We start from the raw sequence: 26,959 nt of genomic DNA on the forward strand, positions 1-26,959 counted from the left end.
TGGCACGGGCGGAGCGTCATGCTAGGCGTTTTGACCAAGCGATAAAAAAATAAGAGTGGGACAGGCTGCATGGCGCAAGCCGCAATCGAGTTGATCGGCATCAACAAGAGTTTTGGTGCGGTGCGCGCCAACCGGGACATCAATCTTGAGATCGGTCGCGGCACGATCCACGGCATTGTCGGCGAGAACGGAGCTGGCAAGTCGACGCTGATGTCGATCCTCTACGGCTTCTACCAGGCCGACAGCGGCGAGATCCGCGTTGGCGGCCAGCCGGCCTCGATCAAAACCCCCAATGACGCCATCGCGCTCGGCATCGGCATGGTGCATCAGCACTTTATGCTGGTCGACAATTTCACGGTGCTGGAGAACGTCATCCTCGGCGCCGAAAGCGATGCGCTGCTGAAGAAGAGCATCGCCAAGGCGCGCTCCGAACTGGAGCGGCTGGAGCGTGAATACGGGCTGGAAGTCGATCCCGATGCAATCATCGAGGAACTGCCGGTCGGCCTGCAGCAGCGGGTGGAGATCCTGAAAGCACTCTATCGCGGCGCCGAGATCCTGATCCTCGACGAGCCTACGGGCGTGCTGACACCGGCCGAGGCCGACCATCTGTTCCGCATCCTCGGGCAGTTGAAAGACCAGGGCAAGACGGTGGTGCTGATCACCCACAAATTGCGCGAGATCATGGCCATCACCGACACCGTGTCGGTGATGCGCCAGGGCACGATGGTGGCGACGCGCGAGACCAGGAAGACCACGGTCGAGGAACTGGCCGAGCTGATGGTCGGGCGGCGCGTGCTCTTGCGGGTCGAGAAGGGCGAGGCCGAGGCCGGCGCCGTCAAGCTCGCGGTCAAGAACCTGACGGTGAAGGATACGCGCGGCGTCACCATGGTCGACGACATCTCCTTCGATATCAGGGCCGGCGAGATCGTCGGCATCGCCGGTGTTGCCGGCAACGGACAATCCGAACTGCTCGAGGCGATTTCCGGCATCAGGCGTGCCGTGTCCGGCTCGGTCATGCTCGACGGCAAGCCGATCGACCTGACCGGCGCCGCCGACCCCGGCGAACTGCGCGACCGTGGCCTCGCGCATGTGCCGGAGGACCGCCATCACGTCGGGCTGGTGCTGGCCTTCGAGGAGAACGAGAATTCGATCCTCGGCTATCACGATGATCCCCGTTATTTGAAGGGGCCGTTCCTCAACATCGATGCCATCCGCAACGATGCCAGGGACAAGATCGCCAAATACGACATCCGCCCGGCCGACTGCCGGCTGAAGACCGCCAATTTTTCCGGCGGCAACCAGCAGAAGATCGTGCTGGCGCGGGAGATGGAACAGGACCCTGGTGTTCTGATCGTTGGCCAGCCGACACGCGGCGTCGATGTCGGCGCCATCGAATTCATCCACAAGCGCCTGATCGCCATGCGCGACCAGGGCAAGGCGGTGCTGGTGGTGTCGGTCGAGCTTGACGAGATCCGTTCGCTGTCCGACCGTATCCTGGTGATGTTTGCCGGCCGCATCGTCGGCGAGCGCGGCCCCGAAGCGACCGAGGGCGAGCTCGGCCTGCTGATGGCCGGCATCGAGCACCAGGAGGCCGCCGAATGAGCGCGCCTTACGCCAAACTGCCGGCCTGGGCCGACTATGGCCTGATCCCGCTGATCAATCTGTTCGTCGCCTTCGTCGTCGCCGGCTTCGTCGTGCTTCTGGTCGGCGAGAATCCGTTGCGCGCAGCCGTCATCCTGGTCGAAGGCGCCTTCGGCAAAGGCACCGGCATCGCCTTCACCCTCTTTTATGCCACCACCTTCATCTTCACCGGGCTTTCGGTGGCGGTGGCCGCGCATTGCGGCCTGTTCAACATCGGCACCGAAGGGCAGGCCTACATCGCCGGCCTCGGCATCGCCATCGTCTGCCTGAGCTTCGACAGCACACTGCCATGGTGGCTGACCTTCCCGCTGGCGATCATTGCTGCGGCGGCGGTGGGCGCATTGTGGGCGCTCATCCCGGCCTATCTGCAGGCCAAGCGTGGCTCGCACATCGTCATCACCACCATCATGTTCAACTTCATCGCCGCCTCGATCATGGTTTACCTGCTGGTCGGCCCGTTGAAGCCAGCCGCCTCGCAAGCGCCGCAGACGCGCAACTTCCTCGCCGGCGCGGAATTGCCCAAGCTCAACTGGATCATCGAGCTGTTCGGCGCCAAGATCCGTTCGGCGCCGCTCAACGTCACCTTCCTGCTGGCCCTGGTCATGGCGTTCTTGGTCTGGCTGCTGATCTGGCGCACCAAGCTCGGCTATGAAATGCGCACCTACGGTCACAGCCCGAAAGCGGCACGCTATGCCGGCATTTCCGAAACCCGCATCATCATCACCGCCATGATGATCTCGGGCGGGCTGGCCGGCATGATGGCACTCAATCCGGTGATGGGCGATCAGCACAATGTCGCCATCGACTTCGTTTCCGGCGCCGGCTTCGTCGGCATCGCCGTGGCGCTGATGGGCCGCCTGCACCCTGTCGGCATCGTGCTGGCGGCGATCCTGTTCGGCATGCTCTACCAGGGCGGCGCCGAGCTCGCCTTCGAGATGCCGGCAATCAGCCGCGATATGATCGTCATCATTCAAGGCTTGGTGATCCTGTTTGCCGGTGCCCTCGAGCACATGTTCCGGCCCTACATCCAGGCGCTGTTCGCCTCGTTCAGTCCGCGATCGGTCGGTATGGAAGCGGTCAAGGGGAAAGGTGCCTGAGATGGATGTGTTCAACGCGATCATCCAGACATTGGACTCCACCATCCGCCTCTCGGTGCCCCTGCTGCTTGCCTGCCTCGCCGGGCTCTATTCGGAGCGCGCCGGCATCTTCGACATCGGCCTCGAAGGCAAGATGCTGGTCGGCGCCTTCGCCGGTGCTGCGGCCGCTTCCGTGTTCCATTCGGCCTTTCTCGGCCTCGGCATGGCGATCCTGATCTCGGTCGCCTTCGCCATGGTCCACGGCTTTGCCTCGATCACCCATCGCGGCAACCAGATCGTCTCCGGCGTGGCGATCAATTTCATCGCCGCCGGCTCGACCATCATCCTGGGCCAGGCCTGGTTCCAGCAGGGCGGGCGCACGCCGGCGCTGCAACCAGGCGAGCGCTTCGAGGCCATCACCTTGCCGGGTGCCGAGGCCATCCGCGACGTGCCGATCATCGGACCGATCTATGCCGAGCTCCTGTCAGGCCACTCGATCCTGGTCTATCTTGCCTTCCTGATGGTGCCGTTCACCTGGTGGGTGCTGTTTCGCACCCGTTTTGGCCTCAGGCTGCGCGCCGTAGGCGAGAACCCGGCCGCCGTCGATACCGCCGGCATATCGGTCGCCTGGCTGCGCTACAGGGCGCTGATCTGCACCGGCATCCTCACCGGCATTGCCGGCGCCTACCTGTCGATGGTGCAAAATGGCGGATTCGTGAAGGACATGACCGCCGGCAAGGGCTATATCGCGCTGGCAGCCCTGATCTTCGCCAAGTGGAAGCCGGTCAACGCTATGTTCGCCTGCCTTCTGTTCGGCTTCCTGGACGCGGCGTCGATCCGCCTGCAGGGATCACCGCTGCCCATCATCGGCAAGGTGCCGGCGCAGTTCATGCAGGCGCTGCCCTACATCCTCACCGTCATCCTGCTCGCCGGCTTCATCGGCAAGGCAATCCCACCACGCGCCGGCGGCGTGCCTTATGTCAAGGAACGTTGAGCGGCAGGTCGGCTTTGCGCCGGGTTTTGAACACGATCATCGGAGAGAACACCGGAATGTCGCATGATCTGTTCGAGGCCGCCAAGGCCGCCATGGCCAGGGCCTACGCGCCCTATTCGAAGTTTCCGGTCGGCGCTGCCTTGCGAACCGAAGACGGGCGCGTCTTTACCGGCGCCAACATCGAAGTCGCCTCTTATCCGGAAGGCTGGTGCGCCGAGACCACGGCGCTCGGCCACTACATTATGGGCGGCGGCGGCAAGATCGTCGAAATCGCCGTCATCGCCGAACGCATGGCGAAATGCTCGCCTTGCGGCGGCTGCCGGCAGCGGCTGGCCGAATTCTGCCGGCCGGAAACAAAGCTCTATCTCTGCGACAATGCAGGTGTGGCCGAGACCGTGACCATGGGCGACATGCTGCCTTACGGCTTCCGCGGCGATATTTTGAAATGAACAACGGGCTCAAATGAACAGCTGGCAGCGATGACGGAAAAAGCCCTGGATCATCTCGTCGAAAGGCTGGACGGCCTGGCGCCGGCCACGGCACTGGTGCTCGGTTCGGGCCTCGGCGGTCTGGTCGACCAGATCGAGGACCCGATCCGCATCTCCTATGCCGACCTGCCCGGTTTTCCCAGAAGCGGTGTCACCGGGCACGCCGGCGAAGTGGTGGCAGGGCTGTTTGCCGGCGTGCCGGTGCTGATGCTTTCGGGCCGCGCCCATTACTACGAGCACGGCGTTGCCGCGGCGATGCGGCCGGTGCTGGAAGTGCTTGCCGGCATCGGCATCACGAAGCTGATCCTCACCAATGCCGCCGGCTCGGTCGATCCGGACATGCCGCCGGGCTCGGTGATGCTGATATCGGACCACATCAATTTCTCGGGCACCAACCCGCTGATCGGCGAACCAAGCGACCGGCGTTTCGTCGGCCTGACCGAAGCCTATGATGCCGGCATCCGCCAGGCCATCGAACGGGCGGCAAATGCGACCGGCACCACCCTGCACAAGGGCGTCTATATGTGGTTCTCCGGCCCATGCTTCGAAACGCCGGCCGAGATCCGCATGGCGCGCATCATGGGCGCCAATGCAGTCGGCATGTCGACCGTACCGGAGGTCATTCTCGCCCGCTTCCTCGGACTGCGCGTCGCCGCCTGTTCGGTCATCACCAATTTGGCCGCCGGCATGACCGGGGCCGAGCTTTCGCACCAGGAGACCAAGGACATGGCACCGGTAGGCGGCGCGCGGCTGGCGACGATCCTGCAGCGCGTGTTTCGCGACGGACTGCTGGAGATCTGATGCTTCCCCAGGAAATCATCCGCCGCAAGCGCGATGGCCTCAGGCTGTCGGAAGAGGAGATCGCCGGCTTCGTCGCGGGCGTGACGTCGGGCGCCGTCACCGATGGCCAGGCCGGCGCCTTCGCCATGGCGGTGTTCTTCAACGGCATGAACCGCGACGAGGCCGTGGCGCTCACGCTGGCGATGCGCGATTCCGGCGATGTGCTCGACTGGTCGGACCTGCCCGGCCCGGTCACCGACAAGCATTCGACCGGCGGCGTCGGCGACAATGTCTCGCTGATGCTGGCGCCGATCGTCGCCGCCTGCGGCGCCTATGTGCCGATGATCTCGGGCCGTGGCCTTGGCCACACCGGCGGCACGCTGGACAAGATGGATGCCATCCCCGGCTACATCAGCCAGCCCGACGTCGCGCTGTTTCGCAAGGCGGTGCTCGAAACAGGCTGTGCCATCATCGGCCAGACCGCCGACCTCGCGCCCGCCGATCGACGGCTCTATGCGATCCGCGACGTCTCCGGCACGGTCGAATCGGTGCCGCTGATCACCGCTTCGATCCTGTCGAAGAAGCTGGCGGCCGGGCTGCAATCGCTGGTGCTCGACGTCAAGGTCGGCAACGGCGCCTTCATGGAAAAATCGCGCGACGCCACCGCACTCGCCAACAGCCTGGTTGAGATCGCCAACGGCGCCGGACTGAAGGCTTCGGCGTTGATCACCGGCATGAACGAGCCGCTGGCGTCGGCCGCCGGCAACGCCGTCGAGGTGCGCAACGCCGTTGATTTCCTCACCGGTCGGTTTCGCGACCGGAGGCTCGAGGATGTGACGCTGGCGCTGGCTGCCGAAATGCTGCAGTCGGCCGGGCTGGTATCGTCCAACCAGGATGGCATGCGGCGCGCCACCGAAACGCTCGCCAGCGGCCGCGCCGCCGCCACTTTCGCACGCATGGTGGCCGCGCTTGGCGGCCCCGCCGATTTCATCGAGAAACCGGAAAAGTATCTGCCGGCGGCGGCGATCGAATTGGCCGTCAAGGCAACCGCAAACGGCTTCGTCACCGGCATCGCCACCCGCGATATCGGGCTCGCCGTGGTCGGCCTGGGAGGTGGACGCACGCGGCCGGACGACAAGATCGACCCCGCGGTCGGCATCACCAGGCTGTTGCCGGTCGGTGCGGAGGTTGGGATCGGCGAGCCGCTGGCGCTGGTCCATGCCCGCTCATCGGCCGATGCTGAGGCCGCCGCGGCAACCGTGCTTTCGGCCTATACGGTCGGCGCCTCGAAGCCGCCCGCCGACAAGTCGGTCATCCGGCGGATTCTGCCGCGCGGCTAAAGCAATTCCAGGAAAAGTGTGAAACGGTTTTCCCGGGAAAAGCGCATAGCGCTTTCCCTTGGGAATTGCGGAAACGAACAGCCTTACTGGACGAGCAGCAGCGTGCCGTTCTCGACCTGGTATTTGTCGAGCCGGTTGAGGAAGCTCATGCCGATCAGATTGGTGCGCAGCGCCCTGTCGTCGAGCACGATGGTCTGGACGTCATTGACCGTGATGTTGCCGATCTGCAGGCGGTCGATCATGGCCACGGCCGCCTTGATGGTGCCGTTGGCGGTGTTGACCTCGCGGTTGAAGTCGGAAGCGTTCAACGACAGGCCGATTCTGCGCGCCGTCGAAATGTTGATGGCGACCAGCGTGGCGCCGGTGTCGATCATGCCGTCGACCTGACGTCCGTTGAGCTTGAAGGCCGATGAAAAGTGTCCGCGCTCGTCTGCCGCGACGACGACCTTGCGGCCCATCGGCAGCGGTGCCGCGGGCTTGTTGGGCACCGATGCCAGATTGACGTCCGGTTGGGCTTCGACCGCTTGTTTGCCCGGCACCGCCGACCTCAGCAGGTTTTCGACGAGTTGCGGATTCGACTGATACACAATCGGTATCGATGCCGATGAACCGGCGAAAACGGCGAGGATGAGAAGTTTGCGCAGCATGGATCGGCCTCGCCGCATGACCCCGGAAATCGGGATCGATTTCGGAAAGGCTCACGCGCAAATCAAAATGCTACAGCGTCCTTTGCGCGTCCGAAATGGACGCGCGGCGCCGTAGTGACAGCCGATCGTTAGGCCCGGATGGTGTTTGCCGCTTTAACGCGCGCCAAAACCGCGCCTTTGCGTAAACATTTGGTAAATCGTACCAGGTGAATTTGCCTGGTTTACTTGGTCCCGTACATGCGGTCGCCGGCGTCGCCGAGGCCCGGCATGATGTAGCCCTTCTCGTTGAGCTGGCGGTCGATCGAAGCGGTGAAGACGGGAACGTCCGGATGCGCCTTGATGAAGCGTTCGATGCCTTCGGGCGCTGCCAGCAGGCAGAGGAAGCGGATGTTGGTGGCGCCGCGCTCTTTCAGCTTGTCGATCGCCGCGATCGCCGAATTGGCGGTGGCCAGCATCGGATCGACGACGATCACCAGCCGGTCGGCGAGATCGCTCGGCGCCTTGAAGAAATATTCGACCGCTTCCAGCGTTTCGTGATCGCGGTAGAGACCGACATGAGCGACGCGGGCCGCCGGAACCAGGTCGAGCAGGCCTTCCAGCAAGCCGTTGCCGGCGCGCAGCACCGAGGCGAAGACCAGCTTCTTGCCCTCAAGCGTCGGCGCTTCCATGGTTTCCATCGGCGTTTCGATGGTCGTCGTCGTCAGTTCGAGGTTGCGGGTGACCTCGTAGCCTAGCAGCAGCGAGATTTCGCGCAGCAGCCGGCGAAAGCCGGCCGTCGAGGTTTCCTTCTTGCGCATGATGGTCAGCTTGTGCTGGACAAGCGGGTGGTCGACGACGGTGACGCCCTTCATGGTGTTCTCCTGATGCCTGCGCCCGAAAATGCGCGCATGGCCCTTTCGGACGCGCCGCGCTTCAAACTGCATGGGCGAACCCTAGCGGCAATGCGCCGGCCAAGGAACCGCTTGGCCCGCACCGACCACAGCTTTGTCGGCGGAAATCAGCGTGCCGCGCTGCTCAACCGGGCAAGAAGTGCCGTCTTTGTCTTTCTGTCGACGAAAGCGGCCTCGATGGCGGTGCGGGTGACGGCGGCCAGCGCCTTTTCGTTCATCGAGAAATGCTCGGCGGCAATCTCGTATTCCCGCTTCAGCGAGGTCCAGAAATAGGGCGGATCGTCGGAATTGAGCGTCACCTTGCAGCCGGCCGCCTGCAGGGCGGGAAATGGATGATCGGCGAAACTGTCGAACACCTTGAGCGCGATGTTGGAGCCGGGGCAGCATTCCAGCACGACGCCCTCGTCGGCGATGCGCCGGACCAGGTCCGGGTTCTCGATGGCGCGCACGCCATGGCCGATGCGGGACGGACGGATATGATCGAGCGCCGCCTGGACGGTCTCCCAGCCCGTCAATTCGCCGGCATGGATGGTGATGCCGAGCCCGGCCTCGCGGGCGATCTCGAAAGCCCTGACATAGTCCTCCATATCGCCGATGCGCTCATCGCCGGCGACGCCGAAACCGGTGACCAGCGGATGCCCGCAGCGCGCCGCGAAGCGCGCCGCCTGCTCGATCGACTCGACGCCGACATGGCGCACGCCGGTGACGATCATGCGGCCCTCGATGCCGGTCTTGGCCTTGGCGCGGGCCATGCCTTCGCCGAGCGCATCGGTATAGGCCTTGGGCGACAGGCCGGCCTTTTTCGCGTGGTCCGGCGAGGTGAACACCTCGGAATAGATGGCGCCATCGCGAGCGAGACTGGTCAGATAGTGGTCGGCCAGCCGCGCATAGTCCTCCTCGGTCCGGAACAGATCGGCGGAAAAATCATAAGCCGCCAGGAAGGAGGTGAAATCGTGCCAGACGAAGGAACCGTTCTGGATATAGGGCGAGGTGTCCTTGCCGTATTTCTGCGCCTGGCGGATGACGAGTTCGGGCGCCGCTGCCCCTTCGATGTGGCAGTGCAGTTCCGCTTTCAAAGGCATTCAACCATCCCGTCGGTCCGTCCAGGTCTCGAAAACCCGCCACCTGGAAGCGCGGCTGAACACCGCGCCTTAAACAATAGCGCCCGCACCATCGATCGGCTATGGTCCCGCCGGTTTTATGACGGATCAAAAAAATGTCAGTTGAGAGAACCACGGCCGCGGGCGGCATGGAAACCTCCTATGGTTTCAAGCGTGTAGGGGCTGGCGACAAGCAGTCCCTGGTCAACGATGTTTTCCACAAGGTCGCCAACCGCTACGACCTGATGAACGATCTGATGTCGGCCGGCCTGCACCGGCTGTGGAAGGACGCCATGGTCACCTGGCTCAATCCTCCCAAAAGGATCGGCTGGCGCGTGCTGGACGTTGCCGGCGGCACCGGCGACATCGCCTTCCGCATCGTCGATGCCAGCCACGGCAATGCCCATGCCACCGTGCTCGACATCAATGGCTCGATGCTGGCTGTCGGCCGCGACCGGGCCGAAAAGAAGGGCCTGTCCGGCAACACCGATTTCGTCGAGGCCAACGCCGAGGAACTGCCCTTCCCTGATGCCACATTCGATGCCTACACCATCGCTTTCGGTATCCGCAACGTACCGCGCATCGAGGTGGCCTTGGGCGAAGCGTTTCGCGTGCTGAAGCCCGGCGGGCGCTTCCTGTGCCTGGAGTTTTCCGAGGTCGAGATGCCGCTTCTCGACAAGGCCTACGAAGCCTGGTCGTTCAACGCCATTCCAAAGATCGGCAAGATGGTCACTGGCGACGGCGAACCCTATTCCTATCTGGTCGAATCGATCGCCAGGTTTCCCAATCAGCAGAATTTCGCGACGATGATTTCCCGCGCCGGCTTCGACCGCGTTTCCTTCCGCAACTATTCCGGCGGTATTGCAGCACTTCATTCGGGCTGGAAGCTTTGAGGCCGGGCCGCATTTCTCACAACCGACGCGTGCTATGCCGGTTCAAAGAGCCGGCAGGATCGGCGCTGCCATGAGCAATGTCAGTGCAGGATTCCGGCTCGTAAGGGCCGGCTGGGTGCTGGTCCGCGAGGGTGTCGTCGCCGCTCTGCCGGGTGAGGAGCTGTCGGGCCTGCCGAAGTTCGGATGGCGGATGGCGCGGCTGTTCACCCGCCGCCGCGCGCTGGCCTATGAGCGCAGCGACCGGCTGGCCAAGGCGGTCGTCCGGCTCGGTCCATCTTATGTCAAGCTCGGCCAATTCCTGGCGACACGGCCTGACGTCGTCGGCAACGACATGGCGCTCGATCTCGCCACGTTGCAGGACAAGATGCACACCTTCCCCAGGGCCGAGGCCATCGCGGCGGTCGAGGCTTCGCTTGGGCGCAAGATCGGCGACCTCTATACGCAATTCGGCGACCCGGTCGCCGCCGCCTCCATCGCCCAGGTCCATGCCGCCGACGCTCTCCATGACGGCATTGCCACCAAGGTGGCGGTCAAGGTGATCCGGCCCGGCGTGCGCCGCCGTTTCTTCCAGGATCTCGAAAGCTATTTCCTCGCCGCTCGCCTGCAAGAGAAATACATCCCCTCGTCACGCCGGCTGCGGCCGGTCGAGGTCACCCAGACGCTGGCCCAGACCACCAAGATCGAGATGGATCTTCGCCTCGAGGCGGCGGCTCTCTCGGAGCTCGGCGAAAGCACCAGGGATGACCCCGGCTTTCGCGTGCCGTCCGTCGACTGGGAGCGCACCGGCCGCGACGTCTTGACCATGGAATGGGTCGACGGTGTCAAGATGAACGACATTGCCGGCCTGGAGGCCGCCGGCCATGATCTGAAGGCGATCGCAGCAAACCTCATCCAGTCGTTCCTGCGCCACACGCTGCGCGACGGGTTCTTCCATGCCGACATGCATCCGGGCAATTTGTTCGTCGAGGCAAACGGCACCATCGTCGCCGTCGATCTCGGCATTGCCGGCAGGCTCGGCAAGAAGGAGCGCCGCTTCCTCGCTGAAATCCTCTACGGCTTCATCACGCGCGACTATCTGCGTGTCGCCGAGGTCCATTTCGAGGCCGGCTATGTGCCGCGCCAGCACAATGTCGCAGCCTTCGCGCAGGCGATCCGGGCCATCGGCGAGCCGATCCATGGCCAGCCGGCCGAGACCATCTCGATGGCCAAGCTTCTGACGCTGCTGTTCGAGGTCACCGAACTCTTCGACATGGCGACGCGGCCCGAATTGATCCTGTTGCAGAAGACCATGGTGGTGGTCGAGGGCGTGGCGCGTACGCTCGACCCGGCCTTCAACATGTGGAAGACGGCCGAACCGGTGGTCGGCGACTGGATATCAGGCAACCTTGGCCCACGTGGCATGATGATCGACGCGCGCGATGGCGCCAAGGCGCTGCTGACGCTGGCCCGCCAGGTGCCCGAGCTTGCGGCGCGCACCGACCGACTATCGCGCGAGATCGACCTGATGGCGGAGCACGGCCTGCGCTTCGACGAAACCACCGCCCACGCCATCGGCAAGGCCGAGGCGCGCTACAGCCGCTCCGGCCGCTGGGCACTCTGGGTAATTGCGCTGACGCTCGTCTATATCGCCTGGAAGATCATCTGAGTGCATGCAATGACAGCAATGCTGTCATTGCATGCACGCTGCTTGTTGCCTATATTAAGCGGCATGGAGCAAGACCATGAGCACGATAACAGTCCGCAACCTTGACGACAACGTGAAGCAGGTGCTCCGCGAGCGCGCAGCCGCGCGCGGCGTTTCGATGGAGCAGGAAGTGCGGGATGCCTTGCGTGAGGCGGCAATCCCAAAAACCAGGCTTGAGAATGGGGCGTGGCGACTGAAGGCTTCCCGTGACGAAATCTTGGCGCTCGGGCGGAAGCTGGAACGCCCTTTTGATCTCAAAGCGATTACTGACCATATGTGGGACGAGGGACTTCTGTGACAGTCGCGGTCGATACCTCGGCGTTGATCGCAATCCTTGGCGCGGAGCCGGATGCCGCTGCATTCGTCGACGTTTTCGGTACCTCATCTGTTGCACTGGTAAGCGCAGCGACGCTGCTGGAGGCGCATTGTGTCGCGAGCCGGTCGAGTGATGGCGTTAACGTCAACGAACTCAAACTGCTAATCGATCTTCTCGAGTTGACGGTAGTTCCTTTTGATTTAGCGCAGCTTGAAGTCGCACGGCTTGCCTACTCTCTCTATGGCCGTGGATCTCATCATCGTGCTGATCTCAACATGGGCGACTGTTTCGCTTACGCCTTGGCCAAGACGCGAAACCTGCCGCTGCTTTTCAAGGGTAATGATTTCATCCATACCGATATCGAACCGGCGCTGAAGCCGGCATGACACTGGACAGGAACTGGTCTCAGGCATGAGCCTCTCCGGCAAGCGCATCCTGCTCATCATTGGCGGCGGCATCGCCGCCTACAAGGCGCTCGATCTGATCCGCCGGCTGCGCGAGCGTGGTGCGGCGGTGCGGGTGATCATGACATCGGCGGCACAGGAATTCATCACCACGCTGTCGGCCGGCGCGCTCTCCGCCGACCATGTCTTTACCGAACTGTTCGACCGCCAGGACGAGCACGATGTCGGCCACATCAGGCTGTCGCGCGAGGCCGATCTGCTGGTGGTGGCGCCCGCCACCGCCGACCTGATGGCCAAGCTCGCAAACGGCCACGCCAACGATCTGGCCTCCACGGTGCTCATCGCCACGGACAAGCCGGTGTTGATGGCGCCGGCCATGAACACCAGAATGTGGGCGCATCCGGCCACCCGCCGCAATCGCGCGACGCTGCAGAAGGACCGCGTCACCTTCGTCGGTCCGGCCAGGGGTGAGATGGCCGAAAGCAATGAAGCCGGCGAAGGCCGCATGGCCGAGCCGCTGGAGATCGTCGCCGCCATCGAGGCACTGCTCGACGTCGGCCCGAAGTCGCTGTCGGGGCGCAAGATCATCGTCACCTCCGGCCCGACGCATGAGCCGATCGACCCGGTGCGCTACATCGCCAACCGTTCGTCCGGCAAGCAGGGCCATGCCATAGCGGCAGCGCTGGCCAGGCTCGGCGCCGATGTGCACCTCGTCTCCGGCCCTGTCGGCATTGCCGATCCGGCTGGCGTGAAGACCATCCATGTCGAACGTGCGCAAGAGATGCGGGACGCGGTGGAACAGCTCCTGCCCGCAGACGCGGCGGTGTTCGTCGCCGCCGTGGCCGACTGGCGAACCGAGAATTCAGCCGGTGAGAAGATCAAGAAGGTCGCCGGCGAAGGGCCGCCGGTGCTGCGCATGGTCGAGAATCCCGACATTCTCGCCGGCGTCGGCCATCACAGCCAGCGACCCGGCCTGGTTATCGGCTTCGCCGCCGAGACGCAGGATCTCCTGCGCAACGCCGAGGCCAAACTCAAGAAAAAAGGCGCCGATCTCATCGTCGCCAACGACGTGTCGCAGGGAAGCGGCGTCGGTTCTTCGGGCGTGATGGGCGGCGATCGCAACCGGGTGCGGATCGTGTCAAAGGCTGGCGTCGAGGAATGGCCGGAGATGAGCAAGGATGATGTGGCGGCGCGGCTCGCCGCCCTGATCGCCGAAAGGCTTAAAACGATCGTCGTTTGAGCTGAAAGACGTTCTGCTGCAGTGACGCACCGCCCTGCCGCGAGACGGCATTCAGGCGGCGCGCTTTAAGTCCTGCGGCTCTACATCAATTGGTCAAAAGCTCGGCGGTCCGGGCAAGCGCGCCGGCGAAGCCGTTGAGCGGAATGGAAAAGCTCACCGCTTGTCCGGTGTCTGCCGCGAAAGCGTCGATCTTCAGTGTGGTGCCTGATTTCAGCAGTGGCGTGACAGTCGCATCGAACACCACCGGCACCAGACAGCCGACGACCTGGCAGGTGTTGAACGCCAGGCTGCCGTCCAGCTTCTGATCGTCGATGGTCAGGCTGACCCCCTTGGCCAGCGCCAGGCCGAACGGCAACGCAAGCGTGCCCGTGGCATCCTCGCCGGTCTTGCTCGACAGCTCTATCGCCAGCAGCCGCTGATTGCTTTGCTTGTTGAATTGCTGATGCGACAGGCTGCAGGTCTTGGCCGTGCCCGATATCTGGCAATTGACCGTCCAGTCGCCGTGGGTTTCAGACAGTGCCGACGCGCCGCCGGGCAACTGCGGCGCATCCGCGGCAGCGGGTGCCGCGACCGCCCTGTCGCTCTTGGTTTGTGCCGCCACGGCCGCCACGCCGACGGTGCAGGCAACACCCAGCATCGCCACGAAATGCGCGTACTTCCTCATCAAGATCCCTCCCGCCCGGCTCCGCCTCGGGCCAGCTAGAAACTGACCTTGAGAGACGCGCTGATCGCGTTCTGTTTAACCGTTTCGCCGAAGGCGCCATTATACCTGACGGACATGCCGACGCCATTGACGCCATTCAGCTCAAGGCCGGCGCCGACCCGATACAGCGGCGAATCGACGGCCTCCGTCAAGTGCAATGCGGGGTTGCCAGGCAGATTCTCCGCCGCCGCGAAGCGACCTTCGGGGGTGACAAGCAGATTTGGTCGCTCGACCCGCTGGCCATGGCATCGCCGCGCAAACGTCCTATATCAGTGGGCAGAGTTTTTTGCGCGGGAATGAGCGAATGTCGGCACTTCGGCCATCAACGATCTTCACAGTGGCAATGCTGGCCACGGCAGTGCTGGCGGGCGTTTGCCTGCCGGCTTCCGCACAAGCGCTCAATTCCGCTACCGGCAACAATGCGCTGATCCGGCAGAACGACCTGCAAATCCTGCAAAACAGGATACAGCGGCAGCAATATCAGCAGCAACAGCGGCAGTACCGCGCCCAGGACCGCCAGATCGTTCAGCAACCGCCCCCGGTCGTGCAGCAGCTCAAGCCAAGCTGCCAGACCCAGATAATCGGCACCACCGCCGTGAGCAATTGCCGCTGACAACAAGGCCTTTTTCATTTATTTAGCCGACTTAGGTATTTCGAGTGTCTTTCGGCATATGCGAAAGTTTTGGCGGCACATGCGAAAGTTTTGGTTTTGCAACGACGCCTTGTCGCGCTATGCGGCATTGCATCGACTGGATTGACGAATGGCAGCCACCAAGAAGAAAGCCGTACGCAAGGCAAAAAAGGGCGAAAGAATCCGCCAGGTGGCGGCTGTTCCCTTTCGGCTGATCGCGCGCGGCGACATCGAGGTCATGCTGGTTACGTCGCGCACCACCAGGCGCTTCATCGTACCCAAGGGCTGGCCGATGAAGGGCAAGAGCGGGCGCAAGGCGGCCACCATCGAGGCGCAGGAGGAAGCCGGCGTACTCGGCAAGACGCTGAAGCAGCCGGCAGGCACCTATTCCTACTGGAAGCGGCTGGCCAATCGCTTTGTCCGCGTCGACGTCATCGTCTATCTGCTCGAGGTAACGGAGGAACTGGCCGATTGGCAGGAAGCCAAACGACGCCAGCGGGCCTGGCTGGCACCAGCCGATGCGGCCATGCTCATCGACGAGCCGGATCTTTCAACGTTGGTGAAGACGCTGAAGCTTCCCCAGCCTATGCAGGTGGACAAGGCGTAAAGCCTCACTCGCCGGGGTCATCGCTTTCGGGAAACGGCCGCACCGGCGTGCCGGTATAGGCCCACAGCCACTCGCGCGGCAGCGGCCCCTTGTTTCGCTCGGCCTGCTGCGACTGCTCCCAAGCATGCGCCAGGATGCCGACCGAGCGCGACAGCACGAAAAGCCCTCGCGTCAGCGGCGGCGGAAAACCGAGTTCGCCATAGATGACGGCGGTGGCGCCATCGATGTTGAGCGGTATTTTTTTCCCCTTGCGGCGTTCGACGTCAGCCTCGATCGCAGCGGCGATGTCGGCGAAACGTCCATTGACGGCACCGCGTGCGGCGAATTCGCGGATCAGTTCCAGCAAGCGCGGCGCGCGCGGGTCGACGGGATGGAAGCGATGTCCGAGTCCCGGCACATAGCCCTTCTCCTCGGCGAAGAACCGGTCGAGCCGCGCCGAGACCGCCTCATTCAGCGTCATCCCGGCATCGATCGCCACGGCAATGTCACCATAGAAGGAAAGCGCCTGCTCGCCGGCGCCTCCATGCACGTCGCCGAGAACGTTGATGGCCGAGGCCATGGCGCTGTTGATACCGACGCCGCAGGTTGCAGCCATGCGCGCGATGGCGATCGATGGCGCCTGCGGTCCGTGGTCGACGGCGGCACCGAGCGCAATGCCGAGCAGCGCGGCCTGATCCTCGCTGGGCAGTTCGCCGCGCAGCATCAGCCAGATCATCGCCGGGAAGCTGACGCGGCCGATCAGATCCTGGATCTCGTAGCCGCGCAGCCGGATGACACCAGGCCGCATCTCGATGATGTCGGTCTGCCACCATTCCTCGCCGCGCTCACGGCCTGTCTTCTTCTCCGTGCCGCTCATGCGCTTGCCTTTGTGTTGACGCGCGGTGGCAGGTCGGCGAACACCTCGCCCATATGTTCGCCGAGCGCCGGCGGCGGCTTTGTCGGCAAGGGCGCCTCGCCATCGACCATGAAGCCGCCGCGCAGAACGGTCAGCGGTTTGTCCATACCAGCCACATCGTCGAAATTCGCGGTCACCTGGCGTTCGAGGACTTGCGGCTCGGCCAGCACTTGCGGGATCGTCAGCACCCTGCCGGCAGGCACGCCGGCGCGATTGAGCATCTCTTCCCAGGCCGCAGCCGGCGCGCCCGCCAGGGCGTGCTCGATCTCGACTTTAAGCGCCGCACGGTTGCGCTTGCGCGTCTCGCGCTCGGCAAAGCGGGCATCCAGGGCCAGTTCCGGCCGGCCGATCAGCCGGCACAGCGTCACGAACTGTTCCTGCTTGTTGGCGGCGATATTGATGAGCCCGTCGCCGGTGCGAAACGCACCGGAGGGTGCCGCCGTCATGTTCTCATTGCCCATCGGCTTGGGGTCGATGCCTGCGGTCAGATAGTTGGAAACCGGCCAGCCAAGCGCGGAAAGTGTGCATTCGAGCATCGAGACGTCGAGAAAGGCACCCTCGCCGCTCGTCTTCTGCCGCACCAGCGCCGAGGCGATGGCGAACGCGCCGACCAGTCCGCCAAGCGTGTCGGCCACGGGATAGCCGACCCGCAGCGGCGCCGTTTCCGGTGTGCCGGTGATACTCATGATCCCCGACAGGCCCTGGATTATCTGGTCATAGGCGGGATTGTCGCGCATCGGCCCGGTCTGGCCGAAACCCGATATCGCGCAATAGACGAGGCCTGGACGCACCGTCTTCAGCGCCTCGTAGCCAAGCCCCAGCCGATCCATCACGCCCGGGCGGAAATTCTCCACCAGGGCATCGGCGCTGGCCACCAGATCGAAAAAGCGCTCGCGATCGGCTTGCTTCTTGAGGTCGAGCACCACCGACCGTTTGCCGGCGTTCTGCGCCAGGAACGATGCGCCCATGCCGGCGCTGTTCAGCTTTGGCGAGCCGCCGAGCTGGCGGGCCAGGTCGCCGCCTTGCGGCGCCTCGACCTTGATCACATCGGCGCCAAGCAGCGCCAGCTGATAGGCGCAGTAGGGACCGGCCAGCACATTGGTCAGGTCAAGGACGCGGATACCGGAAAGCAGTTCTGTCATGGCATCATGGATCGATCAGGCATCGCCGGGCACATGCTCCGGTCCGCGCCGACGCCGATGCTCGATGAAGGCCCAGATATGCGGGCCGGCGAGGCCGATGAAGGCGAGCGTCAGCAGCGTCAGCGACAGCTTGTGGGTGTAGAACACCGACCAGTCGCCATTCGAGATGGTCATCGCCCGGCGGAACTGGGTTTCGGCGAGCGGCCCAAGGATCATGCCGATAATGACAGGCGCGGTCGGGAAATCGAACCGCCGCATCAGGAAACCGGCCGCTCCCAGCAGATAGAGGATGACGAGGTCGATGGGCGACTGCGAAATACCATAGGTGCCGACCGTCGCGAACACCAGGATGCCGGCATAAAGCTGCGGCGCCGGGATTTTCAGCAACCGCACCCACAGCCCGATCAACGGCAGGTTGAGGATGACCAGGATGACGTTGGCGATGAACAGGCTGGCGATCAGCCCCCAGACGAGATCGCCCTGGGTCGTGAGTAGCAGCGGTCCGGGATTGATGCCGTAGCTCTGGAAGGCCGACAGCATGATCGCCGCCGTCGCCGACGTTGGCAGGCCGAGCGTCAGCATCGGCACCAGCACGCCGGCTGCAGACGCATTGTTGGCGGCTTCCGGGCCGGCGACGCCTTCGATGGCGCCGACCGTGCCGAACTCCTCCTTGTGCTTCGACAGCTTCTTTTCGATGGCGTAGGACAGGAACGTCGGGATCTCGGCGCCGCCGGCCGGCATGGCGCCGATCGGGAAGCCGATAGCAGCGCCGCGCAGCCACGGCTTCCACGAACGCCCCCATTCGGCCGCCGTCATGTAGAGCGAGCCCTTCAGCGGCACGATCTCGTCCTTGCCTGCATAGCGGCGCGAGGCCATGTAGAGCGTCTCGCCGACGGCAAACAGGCCGACCGCGGCAATGATGACATCGACGCCATCGAGCAGTTCGTTCGTGCCGAAGGTGAAGCGCGGCTGGCCGGTCTGCAGGTCGACGCCGATCATGCCGATGACGAAGCCGGCGAACAGGCTGGTCAGGCCGCGCACCGACGACGAGCCGAGCACCGCCGAAACGGTGATGAAGGCCAGCACCATCAGCGAGAAATATTCGGCCGGACCGAAGGCCAGCGCGAATTTGACCACCACCGGCGCCAGGAAGGCAACGCCCATCGTGCCGATCGTGCCAGCGACGAACGAGCCGATCGCCGACGTGGCGAGCGCCGCACCGCCACGGCCGGAACGCGCCATCCTGTTGCCTTCCAACGCAGTGACGATGGTGGCGCTTTCGCCGGGCGTGTTGAGCAGGATCGACGTCGTCGAACCGCCGTACATGGCGCCGTAGTAGATGCCGGCGAACAGGATGAAGGATGCCTCCGGCGCCACCTGATAGGTGATCGGCAAAAGCAGCGCGATGGTCAGCGCCGGCCCAAGACCGGGCAGCACGCCGATGGCGGTGCCAAGCGTGGTGCCAAGCAGGCACCACAGAAGGTTGACCGGGGTGAAGGCGACCGAGAAGCCATGTGCGAGATGTCCGAGCGTTTCCATGGCGTCAGCCCCTCAACACGGTGATGAACGCATCGATGACCGTGTTCAGCTGGTTCTCGATGAAACCGGCACCGATGTTGACGCCAAGCGCCCTGGCGAAGCCGAAATAGGCGGCCAGCGCCAGGATCAGGCCGAGCACTGCGTCACGCAGTGTGCGCTTGCTGCCGAAGCCGTAGCAGACCAGAACGAACATAATGACCGAGGCGGCGGTAAAGCCGAGCGGCTGGATCAGCACCAGGTTTGCCACCAGCCCGATAACGACGATGCCCATCGCCTTCCAGTCGGTCGGCGTTTCCTTTTCTTCCTCCGGCTGCCAGCCGCCGCGCAGCGCTGCGAGGATGAGCAGCAGCGAAAGCACGATCATGCCGGTCATGGTGATATAGGGAAAGACGGTCGGCCCGACCTTGGAATAGAGCGGCGACACCGGGATCGCCAAGGTCTGCCAGGCTACGGCCCCGGCGCAGGCGAGAAGCCCGACGCCGATCAACAATTCGGGCATGGCAAGGCGCGGCGCCGCCGCCTGAGGGTCGCTGGTGCTCATCGGTGTCCTCCCAAGGTGGCCGGCATCCTCCAGCCGACCGCATCCGCAGTTTCGCCGCATCATATGTCCATGCGGCAGGCGAGATGGGAAGGGGGCGGCACTCTAACCGCCCCCTGAAGACATCAGGCGAGGCCGAGATCCTTGAGGATCGCGGTGATGCGGGCCGTGTCCTCGGTGAGGAATTTTGCGTAGTCGTCGCCAGTCAAAAGGATGGGCGTCCAGTTGCGGTTTTTGCACTCGGTTGCCCATGCATCGCTCTTGGCCATGGTCTCGATCATTGTGACCATCGCCGCCTTGTCGGCGTCGGAAATGCCCGGCGGTGCGAAGACGCCGCGCCAGTTGAACAGCTCGACATCGATGCCGGCCTCCTTCAGCGTCGGCGCATCGATGCCGTCCTGGCGCTTGTCTGCCGAGATGGCGAGCAGCCGCAGCGCGCCCGCCTTGACCTGCTCGGAGAACTCGCCAAAGCCGGAGATGCCGGCCGCGACCTGGTTGCCGAGCAGCGCCGACAATGCCTCACCGCCGCCGGCGAACGGCACGTAGGACAGGTTTGTCGCCGGCACGCCGACCGTCTTGGCAATCAAGCCGAACAGGATGTGATCCGAACCGCCGGCGGAGCCGCCGGCGACGGGAACTTTTGTCGGATCGGCCTTGAGCGCGGCGACGAAATCAGCGGCCGTCTTGAACGGCGACTCCGCCGGCACGACCAAGGCCTCGAACTCGCCGGTGAGGCGGGCGATCGGGGTGACTTGCGTCAGATTGTTCGCGGCCTTGTTGGCAATGATGGCGCCAACCATGACCATGCCGGCAACCATCAGGGAATTGCCTTTGCCGTTCCACTGGCTGATGAATTGCGGCAGCCCGACAGTGCCGCCGGCGCCGCCGACATTGGTGATCTGCGAACCCGAGATGAGCTTTTCACTGCGCAGCACCTGGTCGATCGTGCGCGCAGTCTGGTCCCAGCCACCACCCGGTGCGGCAGGCACGAAGAGCTGTATCTGGGGCGCGCCTTCGGCGACAGCGGGAGAAAGATGCGACGTCATCAGCCCGGCACCCACGGCTGCGGTGCTCATCAAAAATCTGCGTCTGTTCAGCATGGGGATTCCTCCAAATCACGACACCTCCTCCGGTGCCCGCCAAAACGCGCCTGCATCCAGACCCGTCATCGATTTCAAGCAGATGTTACGGAGTTCTGTCAACGGAAACGATATTCTACTGGACAGAACGAGTTGGCGGCGCGACAGAGTCGCGTCGCTCGGCTTTCTTCAGCCTGGAACCGCCATGGACTCGCCAAGCAAATCGGCAAATGGGGAAATAGATCGCACCTCGGCGGACGGTGTTGCCGCGCTTGATCGGGCCATTGCCATCCTCGATACCTTCACCACGGATGACCGGTCGCTCAGCCTGGCCGAAATCGCGGCGCGCACCGGCCTCTACAAGAGCACCATCCTGCGGCTTGCGAATTCCCTTTTGCGCGGACGATTGCTCGAGCGCCTCGACAATGGGCGCTACCGCGTCGGGCCCGCGACCTTTCGGCTCGGTGCGCTCTACCAGCGTTCGGTCGTGGCGGTCGATATCCTGCTGCCGATCATGCGCGATCTTTCCGAGCGAAGCTGGGAGAGCGTTGCCTTCTATGTTCGCTCGGGCGATGTCCGCACCTGTCTCTACCGCGTCGAATCCAAGCACCCGATCCGCTACACGATACGCGAAGGCGACGTATTGCCTTTGCTGCTCGGCTCGGGCGGCCGCGTGCTCGCAGCGTTTTCGGGCCAGCAGGGCGACCCCTACGAGACCATCCGCAAGACCTGCAACTGCCTCGCCGTCGGCGACCGCGATCCCGAGACGGCGGGCGTGTCGGCGCCGGTGTTCGGCCCGGGAGGCGTCCTGCTCGGCGCCTTGACCCTGGCTGGGCCCAGCACGCGCGTCGACGCGGCATTTCTGCAGCGCATGAAGCGTCCGCTGCTCGAGGCGGCGGCCCGCGCCACCCGCGCCTTCGGCGAGGACGCCTCCATGCTGGAGCGGGCAAGCCTGGCAGCGGACGCCATGCCGTAGAATGCGTCCCGGTTGGAAGGCTCGCTTCGATCAATTTGACCAGAACCACACGGCGGTTCTTGGCGGGGCCCGCCTCGTCATCATTGCTGGCGACAGGCGCCATCATGCCGGCGCCGGCAGCAGGCAGCCTCGCCGCTCAGGTCACCGCGCCAGCAGGATTGTCGGAGTGTCATGATAGGTGGTCTTCACCACTTCCCGGTAACCGCACTTGGCAGCCACCCTCAGCGAAGCGCCGTTTTCCGGATCGATGATGCAGACGGTCTTCTCGCGCCCGAAAATCACTTCGCCCCACGCCAGGACGCGGGCAACCACCTCGGTGGCGAAGCCCGCCCCGTGCACGGCCGGAACCAGCGCCCACCCGGCCTCGGGAATGCCTTCGATCGATGGTTCCATGTCGCGCTTCAGATCGTGAAACCCGGCCTCGCCGATGAAGCGCCCGGTCGCCTTCTCCTCGATCGCCCAGAAGCCATAGCCGAGCAACGACCACAGGCCGGCGTGACGCAGGAAGCGCATCCAACTCTCTTCGCGCGTGCGCGGCTTGCCGCCGATGAAGCGGGTGACGACGGGATCGGTCCACATCGCGGCATACGCGTCGAAATCGTCCAGCCGGTGTGCCCGCAGGATGGTGCGCTTCGTTTCGATGACAGGGGCGCTGGTCGCTTGTGGATTGTTCATGGGATCTGCCTCGCACGGATCGCCAGCGCTTAGCAAATCGCCGGTGCGGCGCAAGGGGCCAGGGCAACACGGCCCATCATCCAGGCGCCGCTATGGGAATTTTGTGAGACGGTGTTATTTTTCACGGCAGGCTGATTCAACACCCTGCCAGCGCGACTTTTTTCAGGCGCGCATTGGCGCCGTCAAACCCAGGGAAAGAGCATGGATACCACCGATCTTGTGCTTGCGACCTTCCATCATCTGCTGGTGTTTTCGCTGGCGGGAATCATCGGCGCCGAATTCGCCCTGATCCGCGGCGACCTGGGCGTTGCGACACTCAAGAGGCTCGCCGGCATCGACCGCCATTACGGCGTCATCGCCGCGCTGATCATCGTCGTCGGCATCGGCCGCGTCTTCTATGGCCTCAAGGGCTGGGAATTCTATGTCTACAACTGGGTGTTCTGGGCCAAGATAGCGGCGTTCGGCGCTGTCGGCCTGCTGTCGATCATCCCAACCGTCCGCTTCATATCCTGGAACAGGCAGGCGAGCGGCAATGCCTCGTTCCAGGTGCCGGCGGCCGAGCTTGCGTCCGTGAAGACCTACATCCGAGCCGAAGCTTTCATCTTCCTGCTCATCCCGGTCTTCGCGGCGGCGATGGCGCGCGGCTACGGCTACTAGGATAGGGCTGATCAGCAGTTTGCCGTTTGCCTCCGGTTGCAATCTGCTAGCTTGCGCTAGTTGTTGCTTCATCCGCAGGCGGTGCTGAGAGGGACCCCGCGCAGCGGTTGGAGATTGATACACTGGGAGGAGATCACGATGAGAAGATTTGTCGCCACTCTGGCTGCTGCCGCGGCCGTCACGCTTTATGGGTTCACTGCCGGCGCGCAGACCTATCCCGAACGCACCATCACCGTTGTGGTGCCGTTTGCGGCCGGCGGCCCGACCGACACGGTCACGCGCCTCGTCGCCGAAGCGATGTCGAAGGATCTCGGCCAGCAGGTCATCGTCGAAAATGTCGGCGGTGCCGGCGGCACGCTGGGTGCCGGCCGCGTCGCCAACGCCGAGCCTGACGGCTATACGCTGCTGCTCCATCATATCGGCATGGCGACAAGTGCGACACTGTACAGAAAGCTCGCCTACGACACGCTGAACGCCTTCGAATATGTCGGCCTCGTCACCGAGGTGCCGATGACCATCGTCGGCCGCAAGGACCTGGAGCCGACCGACCTCAAGGGGTTGGTGGAGTACGCCAAGGCCAACAAGGATTCCATAACCGTCGCCAATGCAGGCATCGGTGCGGCCTCGCATCTATGCGGCATGCTGTTCATGAGCGCCATCAAGACGCCGCTGGTCACCGTACCCTACAAGGGCACCGGCCCGGCCATGACCGATCTCCTCGGCGGCCAGGTCGACATCATGTGCGACCAGACGACCAACACCACCAAGCAGATTCAGGGCGGCACCATCAAGGCCTATGCCGTCACCTCGCCGGAGCGCCTCGATGTGCTGAAAGACGTGCCCACGACGGTGGAAGGCGGCCTTCCCGAAGTGCAGGTCGGCATCTGGCACGGTCTCTATGCACCCAAGGGCACGCCGGCCGGGATCACCGAACGCCTGTCGAAATCGCTGCAGGTCGCGCTGAAGGACCAGAACGTCGTCGCCCGCTTCGCCGAACTCGGCACCAAGCCGTCGCCCGAGGCCGATGCGACGCCCGCCGCACTGAAGGCCAAGCTGGAAAGCGAGATCGCGCGCTGGAAGCCGATCATCGAAGCCGCCGGCCAGTACGCCGACTGAGGTTTGAATAGGGGCGCCACCAGCGCCCCTATTCGCTTGGCATCCGCTAGCCACTGCGGGCTTGGGAGAACCATCATGAAACCTTTCGCGATCGACAGGGCCAACGGCCTGTGCGCCGCCCTGTTCATCGGTTTCGGCGCATGGTTCGCGCTGCAATCGCTCGGCCTCGAAATCGGCACCGCGTTGCGCATGGGTCCAGGCTATTTTCCGCTGGTCCTGGCGATCGTGCTGATCCTGCTTGGCGCCGTCATTCTCGTCCAGGCCGTACGCGTCGAGGGCGAAGCGATCGGGCATATCGCGTGGCGCGGCATGCTGCTCATCCTGCCTGCTCCGATCTTCTTCGGCCTGACGGTGCGCGGCCTCGGCTTCATCCCGTCGATCTTCCTGACGGCGTTGATCGCGTCGTTTGCCAGCCGCCGCATGAAGCCGTTGACCGCGCTCGTGCTGTCGGCCGGCCTGACATTGTTTGCGTACCTCGTCTTCAGCTACGCGCTCGGCCTGCCGTTCCGCCGCTTCGGCCCGTGGCTGGCCCCATGGTTGGTGTCGTGAGGCGATGAGCATGGATCTGCTCGACAACCTCGCGCTCGGTTTTTCGACGGCGACGTCGCTGACCAACCTCGGTTTCTGCCTGATCGGCGTCCTTCTCGGCACGCTGATCGGCGTCCTGCCCGGCATCGGCGCCACCGCGACCATCGCCATGCTTTTGCCGATCACCTTCCAGATCGGCGACCCGGTTTCCTCCCTCATCATGCTCGCCGGCATCTATTACGGTGCCCAATATGGCGGCTCGACCACCGCCATTCTCATCAACATGCCGGGCGAATCCTCGTCCGCCGTCACCGCGATCGACGGCTACCAGATGGCCAGGAACGGCCGCGCCGGAGCGGCCCTCGCGATCGCGGCCATCGGCTCGTTCTTTGCCGGCACGGTGTCGACGTTCCTCGTCGCCATCTTTGCCCCGCCGCTGACGGCGATCGCGCTGAAATTCGGCGCGGCCGAGTATTTTTCGCTGATGATCGTCGGCTTGGTTTCGTCCGTCGCGCTCGCCCACGGCTCTATCGTCAAGGCGCTGGCCATGGTCGTGCTCGGCCTGCTGCTCGGCATTGTCGGCACCGACATCTACACCGGCACGCCGCGCTTCACGCTTGGAATCCGGGAATATGCCGACGGATTGAATTTCGTTGCGGTGGCGGTCGGCGTCTTTGGCGTCGCCGAGATCCTGCGCAACCTCGAAAACGAGGATGAGCGTTCCGTGATGATCCGCAAGGTCACCGGCCTTATGCCGACCCGCGAGGACTTTCGGCGCATGGCAGCGCCCATCGTGCGCGGAACAATCATCGGTTCGGCGCTCGGCATCCTGCCGGGAGGCGGCGCGATCCTGGCAGCTTTTGCGTCCTACACGGTCGAAAAACGCGTCTCGAAAAACCCGCAGGAGTTCGGCAAGGGCGCCATCGAAGGCGTCGCCGGACCGGAATCGGCCAACAATGCCGGTGCGCAGACCTCCTTCATCCCGATGCTGACGCTCGGCATTCCGGCCAACCCGGTCATGGCGCTGATGATCGGCGCCATGATCATCCAGGGCATCGTACCCGGCCCCAATGTGGCGACCGAACAGCCGGCGCTGTTCTGGGGCATCATCGCCTCGATGTGGATCGGCAATCTGATGCTGATCATCCTCAACCTGCCGCTGATCGGGCTTTGGGTGAAGCTGCTGACGATCCCCTATTACGTGCTCTTCCCGATCATCATGGCGTTCTGCTCGATCGGCGTCTACAGCGTCAACAGCAACGTCTACGACCTCTACGCCGTCGCCTTCTTCGGCTTCCTCGGCTACCTCCTGACCAAGCTGCGCTGCGAACCGGCGCCGCTGCTGCTCGGCTTCGTGCTCGGCCCGCTGCTCGAGGAAAACCTGCGCCGCGCCATGATCCTCTCGCGCGGCGACCCAAGCACCTTCTTGACCAGACCGATCAGCGCCAGCCTGCTGCTCATCGCGCTCGCCGTGCTCGTCATCGTCTTCCTGCCGGCGGTCAAGAAAAAGCGCGAACAGGTGTTTGTGGAGGAGAGTTGAACTACGTCGTCGTTCCGCTTCGGTCCTGGATCTCCTCGACAGGATCGAGCGGTGCGATCGGCACCAGCGGTGCCGGCACATCGGTCGTCTTGACCTCGGCCTTGCAGATGTCGGCGATGACGCAGGCCGGGCAATCCGGCTTGCGCGCCTTGCAGACATAGCGGCCATGCAGGATCAGCCAGTGATGTGCATGGCGCATATATTCGTCCGGAATGATCTTCAACAATCCCTGCTCGACCTGTTCCGGTGTCTTGCCGGGCGCCAGCCCGAGCCGGTTGCCGATGCGCAGAATGTGCGTGTCGACCGCCATCGTGTGCTGGCCGAAGGCCATGTTGAGCACGACATTGGCGGTCTTGCGCCCGACCCCGGGCAGCTTGACCAATTCATCGCGACTGTCGGGTACCTCGCCGCCATGGTCGCGGATCAGCGCCTGCGACAGCGCAATCACATTCTTCGCCTTGTTGCGCCACAGCCCGATGGTGCGGATATATTCGCCGACCCTTGCCTCCCCCAGCGCCAGCATCTTGTGCGGCGTATCGGCAGCCTTGAACAGCGCCCGCGTCGCCTTGTTGACGCCGGCATCCGTCGCTTGCGCCGACAGCACCACCGCGACCAGCAGCGTGAAGGCGTTGACATGTTCGAGCTCCCCCTTCGGCTCGGGCCGCTGGACGGAAAAGCGCCGGAATATCTCGTTCACTTCGGCCGGGCTGTAGCGTGACGCGCTTCGCACCGGCCGCGGACGCGGCTTGGCGTTCGACCCATCGCGTCGTGCGGGCAACAGCTCTTTTTTGGAAAGGGAAGAATCTTTGGACTTGGGGCTCGCCATTTCCCTCCTATAAT

General features: G+C 63.9%; 30 protein-coding genes. 17 read left to right on the forward strand and 13 right to left on the reverse strand.

The window, feature by feature from the left end; all coding sequences use genetic code 11:
- The first annotated feature begins 69 nt into the window (after nt 1-69).
- The 6 genes from NKH06_RS19700 to deoA are packed head-to-tail and all read left to right on the forward strand — an operon-like array spanning nt 70 to nt 6,319.
- A complete protein-coding gene (locus NKH06_RS19700; RefSeq protein WP_128303187.1) occupies nt 70-1,602 on the forward strand; it encodes an ABC transporter ATP-binding protein in 1,533 nt (510 codons plus the stop codon).
- Entirely contained in the window at nt 1,599-2,738 is a 1,140-nt protein-coding gene (locus NKH06_RS19705) for an ABC transporter permease (protein WP_023812577.1), read from the forward strand. The genes NKH06_RS19700 and NKH06_RS19705 overlap by 4 nt, the downstream gene beginning before the upstream one ends.
- A 1-nt stretch (nt 2,739) precedes the next feature.
- Complete coding sequence (locus NKH06_RS19710) at nt 2,740-3,711, forward strand: ABC transporter permease (RefSeq protein WP_224700631.1); 972 nt, start codon at nt 2,740-2,742, stop codon at nt 3,709-3,711.
- 56 nt (nt 3,712-3,767) lie between these two features.
- The gene (cdd, locus tag NKH06_RS19715; RefSeq protein ID WP_023812575.1) at nt 3,768-4,160 is read left to right on the forward strand and encodes a cytidine deaminase; all 393 of its coding nucleotides are present in this window, start codon (nt 3,768-3,770) and stop codon (nt 4,158-4,160) included.
- A gap of 30 nt (nt 4,161-4,190) precedes the next feature.
- Nucleotides 4,191-5,000: a purine-nucleoside phosphorylase gene (locus NKH06_RS19720; RefSeq protein WP_127259901.1), complete on the forward strand. Its 810-nt coding sequence runs from the start codon at nt 4,191-4,193 to the stop codon at nt 4,998-5,000.
- Entirely contained in the window at nt 5,000-6,319 is a 1,320-nt protein-coding gene (gene deoA / locus NKH06_RS19725; RefSeq protein WP_352751604.1) for a thymidine phosphorylase, read from the forward strand. Before NKH06_RS19720 ends, deoA begins: the two co-directional genes overlap by 1 nt.
- Nucleotides 6,320-6,402: 83 nt before the next feature.
- On the opposite strand, the gene NKH06_RS19730 is transcribed toward deoA, so the two are convergent.
- The 3 genes from NKH06_RS19730 to NKH06_RS19740 form a co-directional block, all read right to left on the reverse strand.
- Nucleotides 6,403-6,966: a TIGR02281 family clan AA aspartic protease gene (locus tag NKH06_RS19730; RefSeq protein ID WP_352751602.1), complete on the reverse strand. Its 564-nt coding sequence runs from the start codon at nt 6,964-6,966 to the stop codon at nt 6,403-6,405.
- Between the two features lie 221 nt (nt 6,967-7,187).
- Nucleotides 7,188-7,817 carry a uracil phosphoribosyltransferase gene (gene upp / locus NKH06_RS19735; protein ID WP_023812571.1) on the reverse strand — a complete coding sequence of 210 codons (630 nt, stop codon included), beginning with the start codon at nt 7,815-7,817 and terminating at the stop codon, nt 7,188-7,190.
- Nucleotides 7,818-7,963: 146 nt separating this feature from the next.
- Nucleotides 7,964-8,938, reverse strand: a complete 975-nt coding sequence (locus NKH06_RS19740) for an adenosine deaminase (protein ID WP_352751600.1) — start codon at nt 8,936-8,938, stop codon at nt 7,964-7,966.
- Nucleotides 8,939-9,072: 134 nt separating this feature from the next.
- Between NKH06_RS19740 and ubiE the strand changes: the two genes are divergently transcribed.
- The 5 genes from ubiE to coaBC all read left to right on the forward strand — a co-directional run bounded on the left by ubiE (nt 9,073) and on the right by coaBC (nt 13,493).
- On the forward strand, nt 9,073-9,849 hold the full coding sequence (ubiE, locus tag NKH06_RS19745) for a bifunctional demethylmenaquinone methyltransferase/2-methoxy-6-polyprenyl-1,4-benzoquinol methylase UbiE (RefSeq protein ID WP_127328341.1): 777 nt from the start codon (nt 9,073-9,075) through the stop codon (nt 9,847-9,849).
- A 70-nt stretch (nt 9,850-9,919) separates the two neighbouring features.
- Nucleotides 9,920-11,494 carry a 2-polyprenylphenol 6-hydroxylase gene (ubiB, locus tag NKH06_RS19750; protein WP_352893725.1) on the forward strand — a complete coding sequence of 525 codons (1,575 nt, stop codon included), beginning with the start codon at nt 9,920-9,922 and terminating at the stop codon, nt 11,492-11,494.
- A 76-nt stretch (nt 11,495-11,570) separates the two neighbouring features.
- On the forward strand, nt 11,571-11,831 hold the full coding sequence (locus NKH06_RS19755) for a FitA-like ribbon-helix-helix domain-containing protein (RefSeq protein WP_023812567.1): 261 nt from the start codon (nt 11,571-11,573) through the stop codon (nt 11,829-11,831).
- Nucleotides 11,828-12,235, forward strand: coding sequence for a type II toxin-antitoxin system VapC family toxin (locus NKH06_RS19760; protein WP_127290735.1), 408 nt, complete (start codon nt 11,828-11,830; stop codon nt 12,233-12,235). Before NKH06_RS19755 ends, NKH06_RS19760 begins: the two co-directional genes overlap by 4 nt.
- Nucleotides 12,236-12,260: 25 nt before the next feature.
- Nucleotides 12,261-13,493 (forward strand): bifunctional phosphopantothenoylcysteine decarboxylase/phosphopantothenate--cysteine ligase CoaBC, encoded by a 1,233-nt coding sequence (gene coaBC / locus NKH06_RS19765; protein ID WP_128303195.1) that lies wholly within the window; start codon nt 12,261-12,263, stop codon nt 13,491-13,493.
- Between the two features lie 85 nt (nt 13,494-13,578).
- Here the strand turns inward: coaBC and NKH06_RS19770 are convergent, their stop codons facing one another.
- From NKH06_RS19770 to NKH06_RS19780, 3 genes are all read right to left on the reverse strand, one after another.
- Entirely contained in the window at nt 13,579-14,157 is a 579-nt protein-coding gene (locus NKH06_RS19770) for an invasion associated locus B family protein (RefSeq protein WP_128303196.1), read from the reverse strand.
- A gap of 35 nt (nt 14,158-14,192) precedes the next feature.
- Nucleotides 14,193-14,348, reverse strand: a complete 156-nt coding sequence (locus tag NKH06_RS19775; protein ID WP_164892878.1) for a hypothetical protein — start codon at nt 14,346-14,348, stop codon at nt 14,193-14,195.
- 170 nt (nt 14,349-14,518) lie between these two features.
- Nucleotides 14,519-14,827: a hypothetical protein gene (locus NKH06_RS19780; protein ID WP_164892879.1), complete on the reverse strand. Its 309-nt coding sequence runs from the start codon at nt 14,825-14,827 to the stop codon at nt 14,519-14,521.
- 130 nt (nt 14,828-14,957) lie between these two features.
- Here NKH06_RS19780 and NKH06_RS19785 point away from each other — a divergent pair, with 130 nt between their 5' ends.
- On the forward strand, nt 14,958-15,434 hold the full coding sequence (locus NKH06_RS19785; protein WP_023812561.1) for an NUDIX hydrolase: 477 nt from the start codon (nt 14,958-14,960) through the stop codon (nt 15,432-15,434).
- 4 nt (nt 15,435-15,438) lie between these two features.
- Here NKH06_RS19785 and NKH06_RS19790 read toward each other — a convergent pair whose 3' ends face one another.
- From NKH06_RS19790 to NKH06_RS19810, 5 genes are all read right to left on the reverse strand, one after another.
- Nucleotides 15,439-16,290 (reverse strand): citryl-CoA lyase, encoded by an 852-nt coding sequence (locus tag NKH06_RS19790; protein WP_023812560.1) that lies wholly within the window; start codon nt 16,288-16,290, stop codon nt 15,439-15,441.
- Nucleotides 16,287-17,471, reverse strand: coding sequence for a CaiB/BaiF CoA transferase family protein (locus NKH06_RS19795; RefSeq protein ID WP_023812559.1), 1,185 nt, complete (start codon nt 17,469-17,471; stop codon nt 16,287-16,289). The genes NKH06_RS19790 and NKH06_RS19795 overlap by 4 nt, the downstream gene beginning before the upstream one ends.
- A gap of 15 nt (nt 17,472-17,486) precedes the next feature.
- Entirely contained in the window at nt 17,487-19,010 is a 1,524-nt protein-coding gene (locus tag NKH06_RS19800) for a tripartite tricarboxylate transporter permease (protein WP_023812558.1), read from the reverse strand.
- A 4-nt stretch (nt 19,011-19,014) separates the two neighbouring features.
- The gene (locus NKH06_RS19805; protein ID WP_023812557.1) at nt 19,015-19,551 is read right to left on the reverse strand and encodes a tripartite tricarboxylate transporter TctB family protein; all 537 of its coding nucleotides are present in this window, start codon (nt 19,549-19,551) and stop codon (nt 19,015-19,017) included.
- Nucleotides 19,552-19,673: 122 nt separating this feature from the next.
- Complete coding sequence (locus NKH06_RS19810; RefSeq protein WP_352796329.1) at nt 19,674-20,648, reverse strand: Bug family tripartite tricarboxylate transporter substrate binding protein; 975 nt, start codon at nt 20,646-20,648, stop codon at nt 19,674-19,676.
- 184 nt (nt 20,649-20,832) lie between these two features.
- Between NKH06_RS19810 and NKH06_RS19815 the strand changes: the two genes are divergently transcribed.
- Complete coding sequence (locus NKH06_RS19815) at nt 20,833-21,603, forward strand: IclR family transcriptional regulator (protein ID WP_352893729.1); 771 nt, start codon at nt 20,833-20,835, stop codon at nt 21,601-21,603.
- A 141-nt stretch (nt 21,604-21,744) separates the two neighbouring features.
- Here the strand turns inward: NKH06_RS19815 and NKH06_RS19820 are convergent, their stop codons facing one another.
- Nucleotides 21,745-22,278, reverse strand: coding sequence for a GNAT family N-acetyltransferase (locus tag NKH06_RS19820; RefSeq protein WP_352440876.1), 534 nt, complete (start codon nt 22,276-22,278; stop codon nt 21,745-21,747).
- A gap of 201 nt (nt 22,279-22,479) precedes the next feature.
- On the opposite strand from NKH06_RS19820, the gene NKH06_RS19825 reads away from it, so the two are divergent.
- The 4 genes from NKH06_RS19825 (at nt 22,480) to NKH06_RS19840 (ending at nt 26,119) form a co-directional block, all read left to right on the forward strand.
- Nucleotides 22,480-22,935: a DUF2214 family protein gene (locus tag NKH06_RS19825; protein WP_352440874.1), complete on the forward strand. Its 456-nt coding sequence runs from the start codon at nt 22,480-22,482 to the stop codon at nt 22,933-22,935.
- 138 nt (nt 22,936-23,073) lie between these two features.
- A complete protein-coding gene (locus tag NKH06_RS19830) occupies nt 23,074-24,051 on the forward strand; it encodes a tripartite tricarboxylate transporter substrate-binding protein (protein ID WP_023812552.1) in 978 nt (325 codons plus the stop codon).
- 75 nt (nt 24,052-24,126) lie between these two features.
- On the forward strand, nt 24,127-24,600 hold the full coding sequence (locus NKH06_RS19835; protein WP_023812551.1) for a tripartite tricarboxylate transporter TctB family protein: 474 nt from the start codon (nt 24,127-24,129) through the stop codon (nt 24,598-24,600).
- 10 nt (nt 24,601-24,610) lie between these two features.
- Complete coding sequence (locus tag NKH06_RS19840; protein WP_128303200.1) at nt 24,611-26,119, forward strand: tripartite tricarboxylate transporter permease; 1,509 nt, start codon at nt 24,611-24,613, stop codon at nt 26,117-26,119.
- Between the two features lies 1 nt (nt 26,120).
- On the opposite strand, the gene nth is transcribed toward NKH06_RS19840, so the two are convergent.
- Nucleotides 26,121-26,945, reverse strand: coding sequence for an endonuclease III (gene nth / locus NKH06_RS19845; RefSeq protein ID WP_128303201.1), 825 nt, complete (start codon nt 26,943-26,945; stop codon nt 26,121-26,123).
- Between the last annotated feature and the right edge of the window lie 14 nt (nt 26,946-26,959).

The sequence above is a fragment of the Mesorhizobium sp. M1342 genome (assembly GCF_040317955.1).
GTDB lineage: Bacteria > Pseudomonadota > Alphaproteobacteria > Rhizobiales > Rhizobiaceae > Mesorhizobium.

Coding starts and splice junctions, on each gene's coding strand:
- NKH06_RS19700 (WP_128303187.1), top strand. CDS start 70: ATGGCGCAAGCCGCAATCGAGTTGATCGGCATCAACAAGAGTTTTGGT.
- NKH06_RS19705 (WP_023812577.1), top strand. CDS start 1,599: ATGAGCGCGCCTTACGCCAAACTGCCGGCCTGGGCCGACTATGGCCTG.
- NKH06_RS19710 (WP_224700631.1), top strand. CDS start 2,740: ATGGATGTGTTCAACGCGATCATCCAGACATTGGACTCCACCATCCGC.
- cdd (WP_023812575.1), top strand. CDS start 3,768: ATGTCGCATGATCTGTTCGAGGCCGCCAAGGCCGCCATGGCCAGGGCC.
- NKH06_RS19720 (WP_127259901.1), top strand. CDS start 4,191: ATGACGGAAAAAGCCCTGGATCATCTCGTCGAAAGGCTGGACGGCCTG.
- deoA (WP_352751604.1), top strand. CDS start 5,000: ATGCTTCCCCAGGAAATCATCCGCCGCAAGCGCGATGGCCTCAGGCTG.
- NKH06_RS19730 (WP_352751602.1), bottom strand. CDS start 6,966: ATGCTGCGCAAACTTCTCATCCTCGCCGTTTTCGCCGGTTCATCGGCA.
- upp (WP_023812571.1), bottom strand. CDS start 7,817: ATGAAGGGCGTCACCGTCGTCGACCACCCGCTTGTCCAGCACAAGCTG.
- NKH06_RS19740 (WP_352751600.1), bottom strand. CDS start 8,938: ATGCCTTTGAAAGCGGAACTGCACTGCCACATCGAAGGGGCAGCGGCG.
- ubiE (WP_127328341.1), top strand. CDS start 9,073: ATGTCAGTTGAGAGAACCACGGCCGCGGGCGGCATGGAAACCTCCTAT.
- ubiB (WP_352893725.1), top strand. CDS start 9,920: ATGAGCAATGTCAGTGCAGGATTCCGGCTCGTAAGGGCCGGCTGGGTG.
- NKH06_RS19755 (WP_023812567.1), top strand. CDS start 11,571: ATGAGCACGATAACAGTCCGCAACCTTGACGACAACGTGAAGCAGGTG.
- coaBC (WP_128303195.1), top strand. CDS start 12,261: ATGAGCCTCTCCGGCAAGCGCATCCTGCTCATCATTGGCGGCGGCATC.
- NKH06_RS19770 (WP_128303196.1), bottom strand. CDS start 14,157: ATGAGGAAGTACGCGCATTTCGTGGCGATGCTGGGTGTTGCCTGCACC.
- NKH06_RS19780 (WP_164892879.1), bottom strand. CDS start 14,827: ATGAAAAAGGCCTTGTTGTCAGCGGCAATTGCTCACGGCGGTGGTGCC.
- NKH06_RS19785 (WP_023812561.1), top strand. CDS start 14,958: ATGGCAGCCACCAAGAAGAAAGCCGTACGCAAGGCAAAAAAGGGCGAA.
- NKH06_RS19790 (WP_023812560.1), bottom strand. CDS start 16,290: ATGAGCGGCACGGAGAAGAAGACAGGCCGTGAGCGCGGCGAGGAATGG.
- NKH06_RS19795 (WP_023812559.1), bottom strand. CDS start 17,471: ATGACAGAACTGCTTTCCGGTATCCGCGTCCTTGACCTGACCAATGTG.
- NKH06_RS19800 (WP_023812558.1), bottom strand. CDS start 19,010: ATGGAAACGCTCGGACATCTCGCACATGGCTTCTCGGTCGCCTTCACC.
- NKH06_RS19805 (WP_023812557.1), bottom strand. CDS start 19,551: ATGAGCACCAGCGACCCTCAGGCGGCGGCGCCGCGCCTTGCCATGCCC.
- NKH06_RS19810 (WP_352796329.1), bottom strand. CDS start 20,648: ATGCTGAACAGACGCAGATTTTTGATGAGCACCGCAGCCGTGGGTGCC.
- NKH06_RS19815 (WP_352893729.1), top strand. CDS start 20,833: ATGGACTCGCCAAGCAAATCGGCAAATGGGGAAATAGATCGCACCTCG.
- NKH06_RS19820 (WP_352440876.1), bottom strand. CDS start 22,278: ATGAACAATCCACAAGCGACCAGCGCCCCTGTCATCGAAACGAAGCGC.
- NKH06_RS19825 (WP_352440874.1), top strand. CDS start 22,480: ATGGATACCACCGATCTTGTGCTTGCGACCTTCCATCATCTGCTGGTG.
- NKH06_RS19830 (WP_023812552.1), top strand. CDS start 23,074: ATGAGAAGATTTGTCGCCACTCTGGCTGCTGCCGCGGCCGTCACGCTT.
- NKH06_RS19835 (WP_023812551.1), top strand. CDS start 24,127: ATGAAACCTTTCGCGATCGACAGGGCCAACGGCCTGTGCGCCGCCCTG.
- NKH06_RS19840 (WP_128303200.1), top strand. CDS start 24,611: ATGGATCTGCTCGACAACCTCGCGCTCGGTTTTTCGACGGCGACGTCG.
- nth (WP_128303201.1), bottom strand. CDS start 26,945: ATGGCGAGCCCCAAGTCCAAAGATTCTTCCCTTTCCAAAAAAGAGCTG.